This is a genomic window from Gordonia sp. LMA167, from assembly GCF_058130025.1.
The window spans coordinates 3,816,676-3,832,336 of record NZ_CM176708.1; the positions used below are offsets into that span (position 1 = coordinate 3,816,676).

Annotated in this window: 15 protein-coding genes and 4 tRNA genes; 11 read left to right on the forward strand and 8 right to left on the reverse strand. The window is 66.1% G+C overall.

The window, feature by feature from the left end; translation table 11 throughout:
• Positions 1–28: 28 nt before the first annotated feature.
• From ACVT6V_RS17375 to ACVT6V_RS17395, 5 genes are all read left to right on the forward strand, one after another.
• A complete protein-coding gene (locus tag ACVT6V_RS17375; protein WP_489894904.1) occupies positions 29–664 on the forward strand; it encodes a TetR/AcrR family transcriptional regulator in 636 nt (211 codons plus the stop codon).
• A 66-nt stretch (positions 665–730) separates the two neighbouring features.
• A complete protein-coding gene (locus ACVT6V_RS17380) occupies positions 731–1,162 on the forward strand; it encodes a nuclear transport factor 2 family protein (RefSeq protein ID WP_489894906.1) in 432 nt (143 codons plus the stop codon).
• Entirely contained in the window at positions 1,159–2,346 is a 1,188-nt protein-coding gene (locus tag ACVT6V_RS17385; RefSeq protein WP_489894908.1) for an acyl-CoA dehydrogenase family protein, read from the forward strand. Before ACVT6V_RS17380 ends, ACVT6V_RS17385 begins: the two co-directional genes overlap by 4 nt.
• A 136-nt stretch (positions 2,347–2,482) precedes the next feature.
• The gene (locus ACVT6V_RS17390) at positions 2,483–2,650 is read left to right on the forward strand and encodes a hypothetical protein (RefSeq protein ID WP_489894910.1); all 168 of its coding nucleotides are present in this window, start codon (positions 2,483–2,485) and stop codon (positions 2,648–2,650) included.
• Between the two features lie 11 nt (positions 2,651–2,661).
• Complete coding sequence (locus tag ACVT6V_RS17395; RefSeq protein WP_489894912.1) at positions 2,662–3,555, forward strand: isocitrate lyase/PEP mutase family protein; 894 nt, start codon at positions 2,662–2,664, stop codon at positions 3,553–3,555.
• A 332-nt stretch (positions 3,556–3,887) separates the two neighbouring features.
• Here the strand turns inward: ACVT6V_RS17395 and ACVT6V_RS17400 are convergent, their stop codons facing one another.
• The 5 genes from ACVT6V_RS17400 to ACVT6V_RS17420 form a co-directional block, all read right to left on the reverse strand.
• A complete protein-coding gene (locus ACVT6V_RS17400; RefSeq protein WP_489894914.1) occupies positions 3,888–5,420 on the reverse strand; it encodes a long-chain-fatty-acid--CoA ligase in 1,533 nt (510 codons plus the stop codon).
• A 46-nt stretch (positions 5,421–5,466) separates the two neighbouring features.
• Positions 5,467–6,372: a cyclase family protein gene (locus tag ACVT6V_RS17405; protein ID WP_489900858.1), complete on the reverse strand. Its 906-nt coding sequence runs from the start codon at positions 6,370–6,372 to the stop codon at positions 5,467–5,469.
• Between the two features lie 293 nt (positions 6,373–6,665).
• Positions 6,666–6,740, reverse strand: a tRNA-Val gene (locus ACVT6V_RS17410).
• Between the two features lie 22 nt (positions 6,741–6,762).
• A tRNA-Cys gene (locus ACVT6V_RS17415) sits at positions 6,763–6,836 on the reverse strand.
• A gap of 24 nt (positions 6,837–6,860) precedes the next feature.
• Positions 6,861–6,933: transfer RNA gene (locus ACVT6V_RS17420), tRNA-Gly, on the reverse strand.
• 209 nt (positions 6,934–7,142) lie between these two features.
• Here ACVT6V_RS17420 and ACVT6V_RS17425 point away from each other — a divergent pair.
• The 3 genes from ACVT6V_RS17425 (at position 7,143) to ACVT6V_RS17435 (ending at position 9,364) form a co-directional block, all read left to right on the forward strand.
• Positions 7,143–7,214, forward strand: a tRNA-Val gene (locus ACVT6V_RS17425).
• 108 nt (positions 7,215–7,322) lie between these two features.
• Positions 7,323–7,793, forward strand: a complete 471-nt coding sequence (locus ACVT6V_RS17430; protein ID WP_489894916.1) for a heme-binding beta-barrel domain-containing protein — start codon at positions 7,323–7,325, stop codon at positions 7,791–7,793.
• Positions 7,794–7,939: 146 nt separating this feature from the next.
• Positions 7,940–9,364, forward strand: a complete 1,425-nt coding sequence (locus tag ACVT6V_RS17435) for a carboxylesterase/lipase family protein (protein ID WP_489894918.1) — start codon at positions 7,940–7,942, stop codon at positions 9,362–9,364.
• A 100-nt stretch (positions 9,365–9,464) separates the two neighbouring features.
• Here ACVT6V_RS17435 and ACVT6V_RS17440 read toward each other — a convergent pair whose 3' ends face one another.
• Genes ACVT6V_RS17440 through ACVT6V_RS17450 form a run of 3 tightly spaced genes read right to left on the reverse strand, consistent with a single transcriptional unit; the run spans position 9,465 to position 12,707 of the window.
• Entirely contained in the window at positions 9,465–10,253 is a 789-nt protein-coding gene (locus ACVT6V_RS17440; protein WP_489894920.1) for an alpha/beta fold hydrolase, read from the reverse strand.
• Positions 10,250–11,311 carry an isopenicillin N synthase family dioxygenase gene (locus ACVT6V_RS17445; protein ID WP_489894922.1) on the reverse strand — a complete coding sequence of 354 codons (1,062 nt, stop codon included), beginning with the start codon at positions 11,309–11,311 and terminating at the stop codon, positions 10,250–10,252. The genes ACVT6V_RS17440 and ACVT6V_RS17445 overlap by 4 nt, the downstream gene beginning before the upstream one ends.
• Positions 11,298–12,707: a uracil-xanthine permease family protein gene (locus tag ACVT6V_RS17450; protein WP_489894924.1), complete on the reverse strand. Its 1,410-nt coding sequence runs from the start codon at positions 12,705–12,707 to the stop codon at positions 11,298–11,300. The genes ACVT6V_RS17445 and ACVT6V_RS17450 overlap by 14 nt, the downstream gene beginning before the upstream one ends.
• 169 nt (positions 12,708–12,876) lie before the next feature.
• Between ACVT6V_RS17450 and ACVT6V_RS17455 the strand changes: the two genes are divergently transcribed.
• The 3 genes from ACVT6V_RS17455 (at position 12,877) to ACVT6V_RS17465 (ending at position 15,575) form a co-directional block, all read left to right on the forward strand.
• Positions 12,877–13,434: a helix-turn-helix domain-containing protein gene (locus ACVT6V_RS17455; RefSeq protein ID WP_489894926.1), complete on the forward strand. Its 558-nt coding sequence runs from the start codon at positions 12,877–12,879 to the stop codon at positions 13,432–13,434.
• Positions 13,435–13,529: 95 nt separating this feature from the next.
• A complete protein-coding gene (locus ACVT6V_RS17460; protein WP_489894928.1) occupies positions 13,530–14,105 on the forward strand; it encodes a dihydrofolate reductase family protein in 576 nt (191 codons plus the stop codon).
• A gap of 60 nt (positions 14,106–14,165) precedes the next feature.
• On the forward strand, positions 14,166–15,575 hold the full coding sequence (locus tag ACVT6V_RS17465) for a glycosyltransferase 87 family protein (RefSeq protein WP_489894930.1): 1,410 nt from the start codon (positions 14,166–14,168) through the stop codon (positions 15,573–15,575).
• Positions 15,576–15,661: the final 86 nt, after the last annotated feature.

The window sequence follows — 15,661 nt, forward strand, 5'->3', positions numbered from 1 at the left end:
CATGTCAACTTCATGAATAGTGTTGATCGTGGCCAAGTCATCTGTCAATACCTCGGCGGTGCCCGCTCCGGTCGAATCGCTGTCGCCACGGGGGCGGGCAACGCGTGACGGGCTACTCGACGCGGCGCAACGGGTCTTCGAGCGGGTCGGGTTCCTCGACGCCCGGGTCGAACTCGTGGCGCAAGAGGCCAACGTCTCGTACGGAACGTTCTACCGCTACTTCGAATCGAAGGAAGACGTCTTCCGGGAACTCAGCTCACGCCTGTTCGCCGATGTTCATCTACGTGAGCCCGCCGCATCTGACATGACGCCCGCGCAACGACTCATCGCGTCCAACCGTGCGTACTACGAGGCGTATCGGCGCAACGCCCGCATGATGGCGATCGTCGAACAAGTGGCCACGTTCAACGACGAGTTCCGGGAGTTGCGCCACGAGCACCGCGCGCAACTCATCGATCGGACCGCGGCCGCCATCGCCCGCTGGCAGAAGGACGGACGGGCCCGGGCAGGCCTGGACCCGACGATGGCGGCGCGCGCCATGGCCGCGATGGTCGACCACACCCTGTACCTGTGGCTTGTCCAGGGTGAGGACGCCGACGAAGAGCACCTGCTCGACACGCTCGATCAGATGTGTGTCGGCGCACTGGGACTCGACGATCACTGATCGCCGGTGTTCCCGGCGACTCTCAGCGTGGCCGCGGTGAGGCGGCCGAACACGAACGGGAGATCGATGATGATCGGACAGCTCGCCGAGCGCTTCTTCACCGCGATAGAGGCAGGCGACACCGCTGCACTGCGCGACCTCTACAGTGCCGACGCCGTGATCTGGCACAACGACGATCAGGCCGAGCAAACAGTCGACGAGAACCTGCGGGTGCTCGGCTGGCTCGCCCGCACGATCAGCGACCTGCATTACCAGGACATCCGCCGCGTCGTCCACGACGACGGATTCGTCCAGCAACACCTGCTGACCGGGATCCTGCCCGACGGGTCGGACATCGCGGTACCCGCGGCGTTGTTCGTCACCGTCGTCGGTGAGCGGATCGCACGCCTGGACGAGTACGTCGACTCCGCGCACATCAGGCCCCTGCACGCCCTCGCCGCTCGACGTCGGGCGAACGCCGAGGACCGAGCTCCGGCCGACCAGAGGAGGATCCGATGACCGACCTGGCGACATCCCCACCCGACACCGATCTGGCGCACCTCTGCGCACGGATGCGGTCGTTCATCGACGATGAGGTGATCCCACAGGAGACCGCGCTGCACGGGCCCGACGCGGCCGGGGTCCTGGAGCACTTGAGGTCTCGGGCGAAGCAATTGGGGTTGTGGGCGCTCGGACATCCGGCCGAGGTCGGCGGGGGCGGGGTGCCTTTCCTCGATTTCGTGTATCTCAACGAGATCATCGGGCGTTCGGAGTACGGGCAACTCGCGGTCGGCTCGGTGACCATGCAAGACACCATCATGCTGCACAAGCACGGCACCGACGAGCAGCGTCGGCGATGGATACCGGGCATGGTCGCAGGCGATGTGCTGCCGTCGGTCGGCCTCACCGAGCCGGAGGTCGCCGGTTCGGATCCGACGCTGATCGACACGCGCGCGGAACTCGTCGACGATGACTGGGTGATCAACGGGCACAAGTGGTTCACCACCGGGGTGGACAAGGCCGCCTACTGCACCGTGTTCGCGCGCACCGAGGACGAGTCGGTCCCACGGCATTCCCGGATCAGCTCGATCATCGTGCCGACCGACACGCCCGGATTCGAGATCGTCCGCTCGATACCCACCATGGGCCATGACCCCAGCGATCACTTCGAGGTGCGACTGACCGATGTCCGCGTCCCGAAGGCGAATCTGCTGGGGGAGCGCGGCAAGGGCTTCGTCATCGCTCAGGACCGGCTCGGCCCGGGCCGCATCTTCCACTGCATGCGGTGGCTCGGCCAGGCTCAGCGCGCCTACGAGTTGATGTGTGAGCGCGCCAATTCACGGTATGTCCATGGTTCGTTGCTCGCCGAGAAGGGCGAGGTGCACCGCTACATCGCGGAGTCGGCCGCCGAGATCCAGGCGGCGCGCCTGATGACCCTCGACGCGGCGCGCGTGATGGATTCCGGCGACGACGCCCGCGTCCAGATCGGTCTGATCAAATTCTGGGGCGCACGCATGCTGCACAACGTCGTCGACCGCGCGATCCAGGTGCATGGGGCGCTCGGTCTTACCGCCGATACACCGCTCGAGCAGATGTACAGGCGGGCGCGCTACGCACGTATCTACGACGGCCCGGACGAAGTCCACCGGATGTCGACCGCGCGCCGTCTGCTCCGCGACCCGGAGGCCGCGCCGTGGCGTTGACGTTCCCGGTGGCCACGCAGGTCGACGCATTGTCGGCCGCGATCGGCGCGGTGCTCGCCGAGGCCACCGGAGCGGATGTCGAGGTCGATGGCGCGCGTCGGTCGTCGGCGGCAGCGTCGACGGGACCGTTCGGGACATGCTGGAACCGATCGGCGTGGACAGCGAGATCGCCCTGGCCGAAGGCATTCGCGACGCTGCCGTCGATCCCGCCGACACCATCCGCCAAGCGATGTCGGCGGCGATCGTGGCGCGGCTGCAGGTGGCCGATCCGCGCCATTTCGTCCATGACGACCCCTCCGCGTAGAAAGCTCGCTGATGTCCGATCTGATTGGTGACAAGACCACGGTGCGACCCTGCCTACGGTCGCTCCTCGGCTCCGGCAAGCCGGTGATGGCGCCGGGTGCCTATGACGCATTGTCGGCCCGGCTGGCCGAGGAGGCAGGTTTCGATGCCGTCTACATGACCGGTTTCGGTACTGCCGCAGGTCTTCTCGGGCGCCCCGACGTTGGACTGATCACCGCGACGGAGATGGTCGACAATGCTCGCCGGATGGTCTCGGCGATCGGGGTGCCACTGATCGCGGACGCAGACACCGGTTATGGCAACCCGATCAACGTGATCCGGACAGTTCAGGAGTACGAGCGCGCCGGTGTCGCAGCGATTCAGTTGGAGGACCAGGTCGCGCCGAAACGCTGTGGACACATGGCAGGCAAGGCGGTGATCCCGGCGGTGGAGATGGTGGCCAAGGTCGAGGCCGCGGTGGCGGCGCGCACCGATCCGGACCTGCTGATCATCGCCCGCACCGATGCCGTGGCGGTCTACGGGGTCGACGAGGCGATCGATCGGGCCAGGCGCTACGCCGACGCGGGCGCCGATCTGCTGTTCGTCGAGGCACCCCGTGACCGGGACGAGATCGGCGCCGTCGCATCCGCGCTGAAAGGGCATCGGTTGGTGTTCAACTGCGTAGAAGGCGGGCGCACACCGAGTCTCGACCTCGACCGGATCGCGGACCTCGGCTTCGCACTCGTTCTCTATCCGGTCGGTGCGTTGTTCTCGGCTGTTCGTGCCATTCGCGGTTACTACGAGATCCTCGGCAGGGAGGGGTCGCCCACGAGTGCCCTCGCGGATCTGCCGACCTTCGACGATGTCACCGACTTCCTTGGTCCTCCCGAGATCGACCGGCTCGGTGAGCGTTTCGCCGCTCGGTGACGGCAATCCGATCCGTTGGGTCGCGCTTCGTGACACTCGGCCGGCGCCGCGTTCCTCAGAGACCGGAATCATTCAACTCGGGGTGGTTGCTCGAGCCCGATAGGGGGCGTCGTCATCGACTGATGTGCGCCGCCGTCGGCGACCGGTGACACACCCGAGGGCGTGGCGTGGTGGAGGTGCACGGCCTCAGGGGTGTCACCGAGCTTCGCGCCCATGTGATCGCGCGCGCGACGCCGACGACCTGGACCGCATCGCCGGTCAGATCCCCGACATTCCCCGGGGAGACCTGTACGACGACAGCGCTGCTCGGACGTCGGTCCCGATTGCGGCGACTAGACGAGGCTTCCCGTGAACTGGCTGCGCAGATCCTTCTTCAGGATCTTGCCGGTGACGTTCTTGGGGAGGCCTTCGACGAACTCGACCCGTCGAGGCACCTGATACCGGGCCAGTCGCTCGCGGCACGACGCGATGATGTCGTCCGCGTCGGCGATGGCACCGGGACGGAGCACGACGACGGCGCAGACGATCTCACCCCACGTGTCGTCCGGTACGCCGATTGCGGCGGCCTCGGCGACAGCAGGATGCTGATAGAGCGCCTGCTCGACGGTCAGTGACGCGACGTTCTCACCGCCGCTGATGATCAGGTCCTTCTTGCGGTCGACGATGTAGACGAACCCTTCCTCGTCCTGTCGGACCAGGTCTCCGGTGTGGAACCAGCCGTCGGTGAACGACGATGCTGTCGCATCGGGGTCACGCCAGTACCCCGACATGACCTGGTCACAACGGACCAGCATCTCACCCACGCCACCGGCCGCGACGTCGTTGCCCTCGTCGTCGACGATGCGCAGATCGGCCAGCCGCATCGGCCTTCCGGCGGCCGCGAGCAGCCCGGTCTCGCCGGCGGCCGCACGACGGTGCGCCGCTTCGTCGAAATGCAGGACGTTTCCGGCCAGTTCGGTCATGCCCATGCCCTGGTAGAAATCGACGTTCAAACGCTCGAGGCCTTCGCGCAGGACGGCCGCCGGGATGGCGGACGAACCGTAACCGATCGCCTCCAGGGTGCTGAGATCGTGGTCGTCGAGCGCGGGGTCCTGCAACAAGAAGTTGATCATGGTCGGTGCGAGACCGGTTTGGGTGACCTGCCATTCGTCCACGAGTCGCAGGAACGTGGCGTTGTCATACGTGCGCAGAATGCCGACGGTGGATCCCATGAGATGGTTCAGCAACGTGACATAGCCACCCACATGGCACAGCGGGAAGCAGAACAGGAACACTGTCGCATCGGGCACCGTCCACTCCAGTGCCGACGATGTGACGCCACTGACCAGATTGCGATGGCCGAGCATCACCCCCTTCGGGTTTCCGGTGGTGCCGCTCGTGTAGACGAGCCAGGCCATGTCGTCGGCGGATGGACGTGGTGTGGGCGCGGTCGACGGTGCGGATTGGACGAAGCCGGCGTAGGACGTGGACGGGTCGGTGCCGCCGATCACGATCACGGTGTGCACGCTCGGGATTCGGTCGCGGAACTCGGACACGGTGCCGACGAACTCGGCGGCGACGACGAGTACCGATGCCTGCGAATGGTTCACGAGGTCGCAGATCTGATCCGGATGGAGCCGGAAATTGAGGATGGTCAACGCCATTCCCGCCATCGGCACCCCGTAATAGCAGTCGAAGTACTCGGTGCAGTTGGTGGAGAGGATGGCCAGCCGGTCGCCGGCAGACGCGACACCGTGCAGCGCATTGGCGAGTCGCCGACTGCGGTCGCGGAGTTCGCGATAGGTGATCGTCTCGTCCTCGAAGCGAACGGCGAGTCGGTCCGGGTGTTTGCGCGCACCGTATTCGACGATGTCGCTGACCAGCATCAGAGCCTCCTCGATGTGCCGGGATTGTCGGTGGGCATCGCCGCGATCACCGGATCGCCAACGGGTTGATGGGGGAGCCGACGCCGCGAGTGAACTTCAGCGGCGGACCGGCGAAGAAGAAGTCGAAGCGCCCGTCGGCAGCGCAGGCCGCCGACAACTCTTCGAAATCGAGCATCTCGGCCAGCGTCATGCCCATGTCGCGGATCAGCACCATGTGCAGTTCGAAGAGTGCGCCGGGATTCTCGCCGGGCATCACCTCGACGGCCCAGTTGTCCGAACCCACCACCGCGACGTCGCGGTCGCGCAACCACTGTGCACAGGCCAGCGACAGGCCCGGCTCGCCGGCCATGAAACCGGCGGGATCGCGCTCGGCCAGGAACTTGGCGCGCCAACCGGTCCGGAACAGCAGGATGTCGCCGGGGCCGATCTCGACCCCCTGAGCCGCGGCGACCTCATCGAGTTCGTCCGGACTGATCGCAGTGCCCGCTTCGAGCCAGTCGACCCCGCGGTGGCGGGCGATGTCGAGGAGTACACCTCGACCGGCGATGCCCTTGGCCTGGGTGTGGATGCCACACTTGTCGGCGCCCTTCACGGTCACGCCGTCGCCCGGATGGCCGTTGTAGAGCTGACCGTCGTAGTGGACGTGCGAGAGCGAATCGTATTGCGAGCCGGCCTGCAATGGCATGAAGACATAGTCGTCGGCCCACTTGAAGCCGCCGGGCAACACCTGCTCCTGGCCGTTCTCCGCCATGAGCCGGATCGGGTTGATCCGGGCGCCACCGGGCTGCGGGCCGTCGGAGTCGAGCGGGATACCCAGTTCGAAGATCTCGCCGCTGTGGATGAGATCTGCGGCCGCGGCCACCCGATCCGGGGTGATCAGGTTGGTGGTTCCGCGCTCGTCGTCCTCGCCCCACCGTCCCCAGTTCCGTACTCGGCTTCCAAGCTCACGCATGTTGGCGGCAAATGTGGTCACGCTACCTCCCAAAGAATCGATCTATGACGTGACAGTCATGTCATGTTGACGGTCGACATTGTGACCTGCGGCACTCGAGGGTGTCAACAGGCCGGCCTGCGGGCGTGCAACTGGAATCCGCCCTCGGCAGGTGCGTGGTCGGCGAAATGCCGAAGCCTCCGCTGGTGAGGCGGTTTCCAGCGACATGCCGTGCGATGGCGCGGGGAGGGATGTCACCAGGGAGGGTGCGAATACAAAAACGGGCTCCCGGATGTTCGGGGGCCCGTTTGTGGTGGTGCGCGATACTGGGATTGAACCAGTGACCTCTTCCGTGTCAGGGAAGCGCTCTCCCACTGAGCTAATCGCGCGAGACTATGAAGTTGGTGATCTTGGAGGCGGCGACGGGAATCGAACCCGTGTGCACGGCTTTGCAGGCCGTTGCCTCACCACTCGGCCACACCGCCAATTGCGAGGGGACTCGCTCGCCGAGCGGATGACGGGATTCGAACCCGCGACCCTCACCTTGGCAAGGTGATGCGCTACCAGCTGCGCTACATCCGCGTGGTCGGGAGCGATCTTGTGGATCTTTTGTTGCTCTCGACGCGATGAGGAACATTATCGGACGTACTCCGGCTTCGCCAAATCGCCTGGTCAGGGGGCTGCTCGTCGGAAGTTCTGCAGGCCGACGCGGGCCCGCGGGCCGATTTGGGAATGTAGGTGTGCAACGTGTAATCTTCCTCCTCGTGCACCGGCGCGATCGCGCCGCGCGCGGTCCCGTGGCTCAGTGGAAGAGCGTCCCGTTCACACCGGGAAGGTCGCTGGTTCGATCCCAGCCGGGACCACAGAGAACTACGAGAGGCCCTCTCCGCCGTCTGCGCGGGAGGGCCTCACTCGATTCGGCGCGCCCCCGATCGATGAAGATCAGAAGCGATCCGGCATACGCTCGCAGAGTGAAACTTGCGCCGAATCTGAGCCCGATCGCCTCCCTCATCGGTACCTGGACCGGTCCTGGACGTGGTGAGTATCCGACGATCGAGGCGTTCGACTACACGGAGACGATCACCGTCGAGGACATCGGCAAACCTTTCCTGGTCTATCGGCAGCGCACGCGTTCGGCGGCGGGCGCCCCGCTGCACACCGAATCCGGATTCCTCCGACTGCCGGCCGACGGCATCGTCGAACTCACCCTCGCGCAGCCGACCGGGCACACCGAACTGTGCGAGGGCGTCCTGGAAATCGTCGACGGCGTCGTCGAACTGAGGATGTCCGGGGTCGTGACGGCAACGGCGACGGCCAAGTCGGTGGAGGCCACCGAACGTCGCTACCGCCTGGACGGAGACAGCCTGCGCACCGACTTCGCGATGGCGGTGGTCGGTGTGCCGATGACCCATCACCTCACTTCGGAGCTGGGTCGCGTCTGAATGCAGGCGAGTGGATCTTTCTCTCCCGAGGATCAGTTCGTCCGAACGACTGCGCGGTACCGGGTATCGGCCTCGGGATCGGCGCCGTCTGTTCGGACTGAGAATTGCCCACGGGCTTCTATCGGCGTCGCGTACCGTCGGTCGGTATGACGCGTGCTGACGTGGAAGCCCCCGCTGTACTCACCACTGGTGGGCGGGTATCCGGTCTGGTGGTCGATGGGGTCTTCTCCTATCTCGGAATCCCGTATGCGGCACCGCCCGTAGGTGAGTCGGCTTTTGCCGCTCCGGCACCTGCGGTCGGGTGGGACGGCGTCCGGCGGGCCACCGGGTACGGGCCGACCGCCCCGCAGATCGACTATCCCGCCCCGATCGCGGCGTTGCTCGACAACGCGATCGTGCTCGGCGATGACTACCTCAACGTCAACGTGTGGACCCCGGACCCGAGTGCGGGTGCATTGCCGGTGATGGTGTGGATTCACGGGGGCGCGTTCACGCGTGGCTCGAATCGCATCGAGATGTATGCCGGGGATACGTTCGCGCGCGACGGCGTCGTCTGCGTGGGGATCAACTATCGACTCGGCACCGTAGGTTTCGCATCGATCGAGGGTGCCCCTGACAACCGCGGGTTGCGCGATCAGATCGCCGCGTTGCACTGGGTGCGCGACAACATCGCAGCCTTTGGTGGCGACCCCGACAACGTGACCGTGTTCGGAGAGTCCGCGGGTGCGATGAGCGTCGCGTCACTGCTTGCGTCTCCACTCGCCGCAGGCCTGTTCCGGCGTGCGATCATGCAGAGCGGCAACGGGTCCGCTGCCGCCGATCCCGCCGACGCACGCAAGGTGACAGCTCGGATGGCCCAGATCCTCGGGGTCGATGCGACCGTCGATGCCTTCGGTCGCATCGGCGTCGGCGACATCATGGGCGCTCAATCGAAGATGGCACTGGAGTTGATGCTCGACCCGGACCCGGAGGTCTGGGGAGCGACGGTCGTCGCACTCGGTTTGGGGATCATGTCGCAGTTCCCGGTCGTCGACGGCGAAGTCCTCACCGCGATCCCATCCGATGCCATCGCGGCCGGGTCCGGGGGAGACATCCCGCTGATCGCGGGATGGAATGCCGACGAGTTCCGCTTCTTCATGGTCGCGACGGGTGGTGCGCAGGCCGTCACCGAGGAGGCCGCGGCGGCCGTTCTCGGCCGCAGTGCCGGCGGCCTCGACCATCTCCGTGAGCGGCTCGATGCCGGGGCGAGCGCGGGCGACGTGGTCAGCGAAGCCCTCACCGCTCGGGCATTCTCGTCTCCGACGACCGCGATCGCCGAGTCACGACCTGCCGGCGCGACGCACCTGTACGAGTTCGGATACCGCAGTCCGCAGGCCGACATCCAAGCCGGTCATGCGGTGGAGATCCCGTTCGTCTTCGACCACCTCGCCACCGCTCATGCATTGGTCGGGCCCGAACCCGATCAGCGCATCGCCGACGAGATGCATCGCGCCTGGGTGAGTTTCGCGACGACCGGCGACCCGGGATGGTCGGCATATCACGACGCGGGTGACGTGCGGCGTTTCGTCTGATCCTTGAGCGGCCCGGAAACCGCCCTCGGGCGGGACGCCGCCGGCGTATCGCCGACGGTCTGCCGCGCGAGGGCGGTTCTCAGTGGACGGCGGCCAGACGTCAGCTGGTCAGCGCCTCGGTGCCGGTCCGGCAGCATCCGATGACGAATTCGCAGAGAGCAGAGGCGAGTTCGTCGGGTCGGGAGAGTTGCGGAGCGTGATCGGTGGTCAGGCTCACCACCCGTGCGCCGGGCATCAGCCGCTGCATCGTGCGTTGCGCTGCGATCGGAACCGAGCGGTCTTCGGTGGCCTCTACGTACAGCCAGGGCAGCGCACCCGCGCCGACCGCGGTCCACTCCGGGGCGATCAACCGTGCGGTCTCCAACTGGGGGACCAGGCGCCGCGCCGCGGGCACCGACAATGCGGGCGGAGCCTCATGAAAGAAGACGGCCGCGGCGACCTCCGGCGGCACGACGGTCCCACGCCCATCGGACGTCGGTTCGGTGAAGGCCGACACGCCTACCGGCTCGGGCAACTCGGCGACCTGGCACAACTGCCCGAAGTTCATGCCCGACGGCAGCATCATGCCGGCGACAAAGCCCAGACCACGGATGCGATCATCGCCATCGCTGCACAACCGTTCGGCCACGCCGGTCGCCACGACGCCGCCGCCGCTGTGTCCGATCACGACGATGTCGCCGTCGATGTGCGAGATGACGTCGTCGATGACGTGATCGACCACGTCATTCAGGTCGATGGACGTCCGCGCGTCCCACCTGCCAGACCCGGGGAGATCGGGGGAGTGCACGACGATCCCGGCCTCGTCGAGCAGTGGCGTCACCAGGTCCCACACCCACGAGCCGGCCCACGCGCCATGGATCAGCACAGCGGTTGCCTTGCGCGAGTTCATCGGTCGGTCGCTCCCAACACCCGGGCTGCTTCCCGCACCGCCGCGACATTGAGTTTGCCGCCCCGGGAACCGGCAAGCTTGGCGGCGATGTGATCGGTGACGGTGATCGGTTCATAGGCCATCCCGTCGTCATTGTCGAGGTGGCTGGCCAACGTGGCGATGACCGCGTCGGCGTTGCCGTCGTGGAAGAACGCCGCCGACCGCCTGCGCTCGATGGTGCCGTCGACGATCGGCGGCTTGACGCGATGCAGCGTCGACATCCAGCGGTCGTTGGTCAGCCGCGCGGTCAGATCGCCGAGATTGACCAGCAGCGCGCCGTCGGCGGGTGACACGTCGTGCCAGCCTCCGTCGAGGCCGAGCACCTGCAGGCCCCGGACCTGGTCGGCCCACAATACGGTGACGATGCCGAAGTCGGTGTGTTCGCCCATGCCGGTGAGATCACCATCGAGCGCCACGTCGGTGCCGGGTGGCAACGCGTAGTTGTTCATCCGAAGCACATCGATCGAGTGATCGGTGAGGGCATCGAAGAATCCTTGGTCGAGACCCAGGGCGTCGGCGAAGATCGTCGTCAGCGTGTGTGCGACGCGTTGTGCGGCAGCGAAATACGCCTCGATCCGGGCTTGGTATCCGTCGATCGCGGGCCACATGTTGATGCCGTAGTCGGCTTCGTCGAGGTCGCGCCCGGTGAACGATCGGGCTTCCACGCCGACATTGAAGGCCTCGAAGAAGTCGTTCATGCGCGTCGCCGCTTCGACACCCGCGCTGAGACTCAGCGATTCGCTGCGCGGTGCACTGTAGCCGCGATTGGCGCCGTCGACGCGATAGGACTTCTTGGCGTCCAGCTCGAGACCGAAGAAATCATCCATCGCGACGGTGAGGCCGTCGATCACCGCGTCGGGGATGCCGTGACCCACGATCTGGATGAAACCGACGGTGGCGCAGGCACGATCCAGCGCATCGGCGACCGTGCGGCGGTCGATCTCCGAGCCGCCCCGGACATACGGGGAGATGTCGACGGTCGGAACGAGAAACGGTGTCGTGGTGTCAGGCTCGGGCATGGGTGTTCTCCTCGGAGTCGGCTGATCCCACCGGTGCGGCGACGACGATGTCGGTCGTGGCGTCGGCGGCCGGTCCCTGTTCGACCCGGTTGCGCAGGGGTGTGTGGAAGAACGCGAGATTGAGGCCGAACGCGACGATCGCGGTGAGGGTGATGCCGCTACCGAGAATGATCTGCAGCGAGTCGGGTAGGTGCACGAACATGCCCGGCACGAATTCCGGGAGCAGCCCGATGCCGATGGAAGTGGCTGCAACGGTCAGGTTGACCGGGTTGCTCATGTCCACCTGTGCGAGTGTGCGGACACCGATCAGGGCCACGGTGGCAAAGAGCACGAGGCCGACCCCGCCGACCACGGGGCCGGGCAGCGCTGCGACCACAGCGCCCATCTTCGGGGTGAGGGCCAGCAACATCAGGATGATTCCGCTGCCTGCGGTGACGAAGCGGCTGTACACCCGGCTGGTGGCCACGGCACCGACGTTCTGGCCGAAGATCGTGTCCATGAATCCGGAGAAGATGCCACCCAGCACTCCCGAGATGCCGTCGCCGACGAGACCCCGCGCGAGATCTCCGCTGGACAGCGGCTTACCGGTGATCTCCGAGATCGCGAGCATGCTCGCGGTCGACTCGGCGAACACGACCGCCATGACGATGCTCATCGACACCACTGCGGCGATCGGGAACTGCGGGGCACCGAAATGGAACGGGGTGGGGAATCCGACCCAGCCGGCGTTCGCCAGGCCGCTGAGGTCGAACATGCCCAACGCGGCGGCGATCGCGGTTCCCGCGAGGAGGGCGATGAGCACCGCGAGCTGCGACCAGATCCCGCGCGCCAGACACAGCAGCGCTACGGCGATCGCGACGACGATCAGTGCCACGATCAGGTTGCGTGGCGAGGCGTAATCTGGGCTTGTGTCGTCGGACCCGACGATGAGTCCGCCGGCGACACCGATCAACGAGATGCCGATGACCGTCAGCACGCTGCCGGTCACCAGCGACGGGAAGAAGCGGACGACGCGCGCAAAGGGAATCGCCAGCGCCAGCCCGACGACGCCGCCGAGCAGCATCGAACCGTACACGGCCGGCAAACCGTACTTCTGGGCGATGAGAATCATCGAGGTGAGGCCGGTGAATGTCGCGCCGCACACGATCGGCAGCCGCGCCCCTGCGATGCGACCGACGCCGAATCCCTGGATCGCGGTGACGATTCCGGCGACGAGAAGGTCGGCGCTGATCAGAAACGCGATGTCGCCGCGATCGAGTCCCGCGGCCGCACCGAACACCAACGGGACCGTGATACAGCCGGTGTACATGATGAGCACGTGCTGCACCGCGAAGGCGAGCAGGCGCGCCACGGGCGGTCGAACATCGACCTGATGTTCAGACGTACGTTCGGACATGAGATGCTCCAATGACGTGAAAGGGTGCGGGAACAGCGTTCATCGATATTGAACAGACTGAATATTTCTTTGACCGTGTCGATATTGTGTCGTTCTTGTTAACACTCTCCATCCGTCGTTTCCACGGTTGCTCCATTACGGTGTTGGGGTGCCAGACAAGGTGTCCGCGGTGACCGACGATGACGCTGCTGTGCTTGCGAGCGCACTCGGCTCGGCAATCCGTGCGGCGCGCAAGACGTCACGTTTGACCCTGCAGGAGCTGGCCGACCGCACTGGTTTGTCCCAGTCGTTCCTCTCCCAGGCCGAGAACGGTCGCACCGTGCCGAGCGTGATGAATCTGCACGCGATCGCGCGGGCGCTCGGCACCACCGCCCATGATCTGTTGAGCCGCACCGACGACGAGGCATCGTTGGTCCGCGCGGACGACGGGCCGGTCCTCGATCTGTCCCCCGGTTCGACGATGCGGCGGTGTACGCGCAGGGGCGGCGTCATGGGCCCCAACGAGGTGACCGCGGAGCCCGGCGCCTCGTCGTCGGCGGCGACCGAACATGCCGGGGAGGAGTTCATCTACGTCCTCGAGGGCACCCTCGAGGTGGAGGTCGGCACCACGACCTACCAACTCGACACCGGCGATGTCCTTTATTACTCGTCCACGGTGTCGCATCGCTGGCACAACCGCGGTGCGATCACGGCCCGGTTCCTGATCACGGGTTCACCACCGTTCTGAATTCGTACGGTGCCGTCGGCGATGAGTTCTCAGATCGCGGTCGGTCTGTATCGTGCAGCGCCGGCGTCCGGTCCGGCCGGCCGGAGGAGTGGGACATGGGCACGATCGTGGTGAGCGAGTTCGTATCGGTGGACGGTGTGATGGAGGCACCGGGCGGCGAAGCGGGCTATCCGAACACGGGCTGGACCATCGACTTCCACACCCCCGAACTCCGGCGGATCAAGCTCGCGGAGATCCTGGAGGCGCGGGTGCACCTGCTCGGGCGCCGAACCTATGAATCCTTTGCGGGCGCGTGGCCCCACTACACCGACGACGACGGCTTCGCCGACAAGATGAACACGATGCCCAAGGTCGTGGTCACCTCCAGCGCAACCGGACTGGACTGGGCCAATTCGGTTGCCCTGGAAGGTCCTGTCATGGAATCGGTTCGACGACTGCGTGACTCGACCGAGGGCGTGGTGCTCGTCGCCGGGAGTCGCACCCTCGTCCACGACCTGCTGCGCAACCACCTGGTCGACGAACTGCGACTGATGGTCTTCCCGGTCATCCTCGGTTCAGGATTTCGCGTGTTCCCGGATACGACGGAACCGCTGGCACTGACCCTGCATCACCAGCAGACCCTCGCCAATGGTGTGCAGATGGTCGTCTATCGCATCGATCAGGGTTCGTGACGCGCCGACATCACGGCGATCCTCCATCGGATTCCCGCTGTGCGCGAGTATGTTCGGCTCGTGTGCGCATACACCGCCGACGCCGAGAGGAGTCGGCGCGCTGCGCCGCCGATCGCGGGCTGGGTCATTGCGCTCACGGCGCTCGCCGCGGCGGGGGTGGTCCTCTGGCACGTCACAGCCGTGCCACTCGGGAACCCGTTCTACGGATTGTTCAACAACTACACCGACCTGAAGGTCTATCGGGCCGGCGCGCAGACGGTTCTGGACGGTAACGGGCTGTACGGAGCGCCGGTGCTGTGGGCCCTCGACTTCACCTACCCGCCGTTGGCGGCGATCGTTCTCGTTCCGTTTGCCCTGCTGTCCGCGACGACTGCTGCGGTCGTCTGGTGGTCGATCACGTTCGCGGCGCTCATCGCGATCATCGTCCTGAGCTTTCGCAGCCTCGGATACCGCGCAGACGGTCGGCTCTGGCTGTTCGCCGTGTTGCTGGCCGTGTGTGCGACCGCGCTCGAGCCGGTGCGGACCACGATCTGGCTCGGACAGATCAACATTCTGCTGATGGCGCTGATCCTCGCGGACCTCATCCTCGTGGACCTCAAGCGGCCGGGTTCACGTCTCAAAGGAGTCGGGGTGGGCCTCGCCGCCGGCCTCAAACTGACGCCCGCCTTCTTCCTGATCTACCTCGCCACCATCCGCGAGTGGCGCAGCGTGGTCGTCGGGCTCGTGACGTTCGGCGCGACAGTGCTGGTCGGCTTCCTGGTCATCCCCGCCGATGCGTGGCACTACTGGACCGACGCGATCGGTGGTACGGCACGGGTGGGTCGGGTGGACTCGCCGGCCAATCAGTCAGTGAACGGCTTCATCTCACAGTTGCTGGCCTATTTCGACATTCGACGGTTCGCTCACCCCGCACCCGGGTACCGGGTCTACGAGGCACCGTGGTGGTTGTGGGTGCCCATCGCGGTTGTCGCGGGCGTGCTCGGATTGTGGGGGGCACGTGTCGCCCATCGCCGTGGGCGAGAGTTGTTGGCGGTGAGCATCGTCGGGATGACGGCGGCAACCGTGTCGCCGTTCTCGTGGGGTCATCACTGGGTGTGGTTCGTGCCCCTGTTCGTCGTCGCGTTCGATGCGGCGCACCGAGGACTGCGCGACAACCCGCGGGGGAGCTGGTGGCTCTGGCTCGGGCCGGCCGGGATCGTGACCGTGTCGTTCACGTGGTGGCACCACTGGTACCAGATCGGGCCCCGTTTCGGCTCGGATCATGCAATTGCCCTGGGGCTGTTCATGATGCCGCGGTGGCCCGATCCGCAATGGTTCGACCGGCTCGCCGTCGTCCTGTACGCCGGATGCTACCCGCTGGTCCTGCTGGTGACCATCGCCGTCGTCGTGGTCGCGGACCTTCGCGAGCGGCGCATCGAGAAGGCTGTCGTGACAGCACACCCGGCGGACGACATCACCGCCGCGGCGTGAGCGTGAGGTCCGACCACCTGTGCGGTGTCGCGCTGTGCGATCGGCGGGGCGGCGGTTTTGTCGGCGAGGTCCGGGCACGGACCAAC

Coding starts and splice junctions, on each gene's coding strand:
- ACVT6V_RS17450 (WP_489894924.1), bottom strand. CDS start 12,707: ATGTCCGAACGTACGTCTGAACATCAGGTCGATGTTCGACCGCCCGTG.
- ACVT6V_RS17405 (WP_489900858.1), bottom strand. CDS start 6,372: ATGCGTGAGCTTGGAAGCCGAGTACGGAACTGGGGACGGTGGGGCGAG.
- ACVT6V_RS17395 (WP_489894912.1), top strand. CDS start 2,662: ATGTCCGATCTGATTGGTGACAAGACCACGGTGCGACCCTGCCTACGG.
- ACVT6V_RS17385 (WP_489894908.1), top strand. CDS start 1,159: ATGACCGACCTGGCGACATCCCCACCCGACACCGATCTGGCGCACCTC.
- ACVT6V_RS17440 (WP_489894920.1), bottom strand. CDS start 10,253: ATGAACTCGCGCAAGGCAACCGCTGTGCTGATCCATGGCGCGTGGGCC.
- ACVT6V_RS17390 (WP_489894910.1), top strand. CDS start 2,483: ATGCTGGAACCGATCGGCGTGGACAGCGAGATCGCCCTGGCCGAAGGC.
- ACVT6V_RS17400 (WP_489894914.1), bottom strand. CDS start 5,420: ATGCTGGTCAGCGACATCGTCGAATACGGTGCGCGCAAACACCCGGAC.
- ACVT6V_RS17445 (WP_489894922.1), bottom strand. CDS start 11,311: ATGCCCGAGCCTGACACCACGACACCGTTTCTCGTTCCGACCGTCGAC.
- ACVT6V_RS17460 (WP_489894928.1), top strand. CDS start 13,530: ATGGGCACGATCGTGGTGAGCGAGTTCGTATCGGTGGACGGTGTGATG.
- ACVT6V_RS17435 (WP_489894918.1), top strand. CDS start 7,940: ATGACGCGTGCTGACGTGGAAGCCCCCGCTGTACTCACCACTGGTGGG.
- ACVT6V_RS17380 (WP_489894906.1), top strand. CDS start 731: ATGATGATCGGACAGCTCGCCGAGCGCTTCTTCACCGCGATAGAGGCA.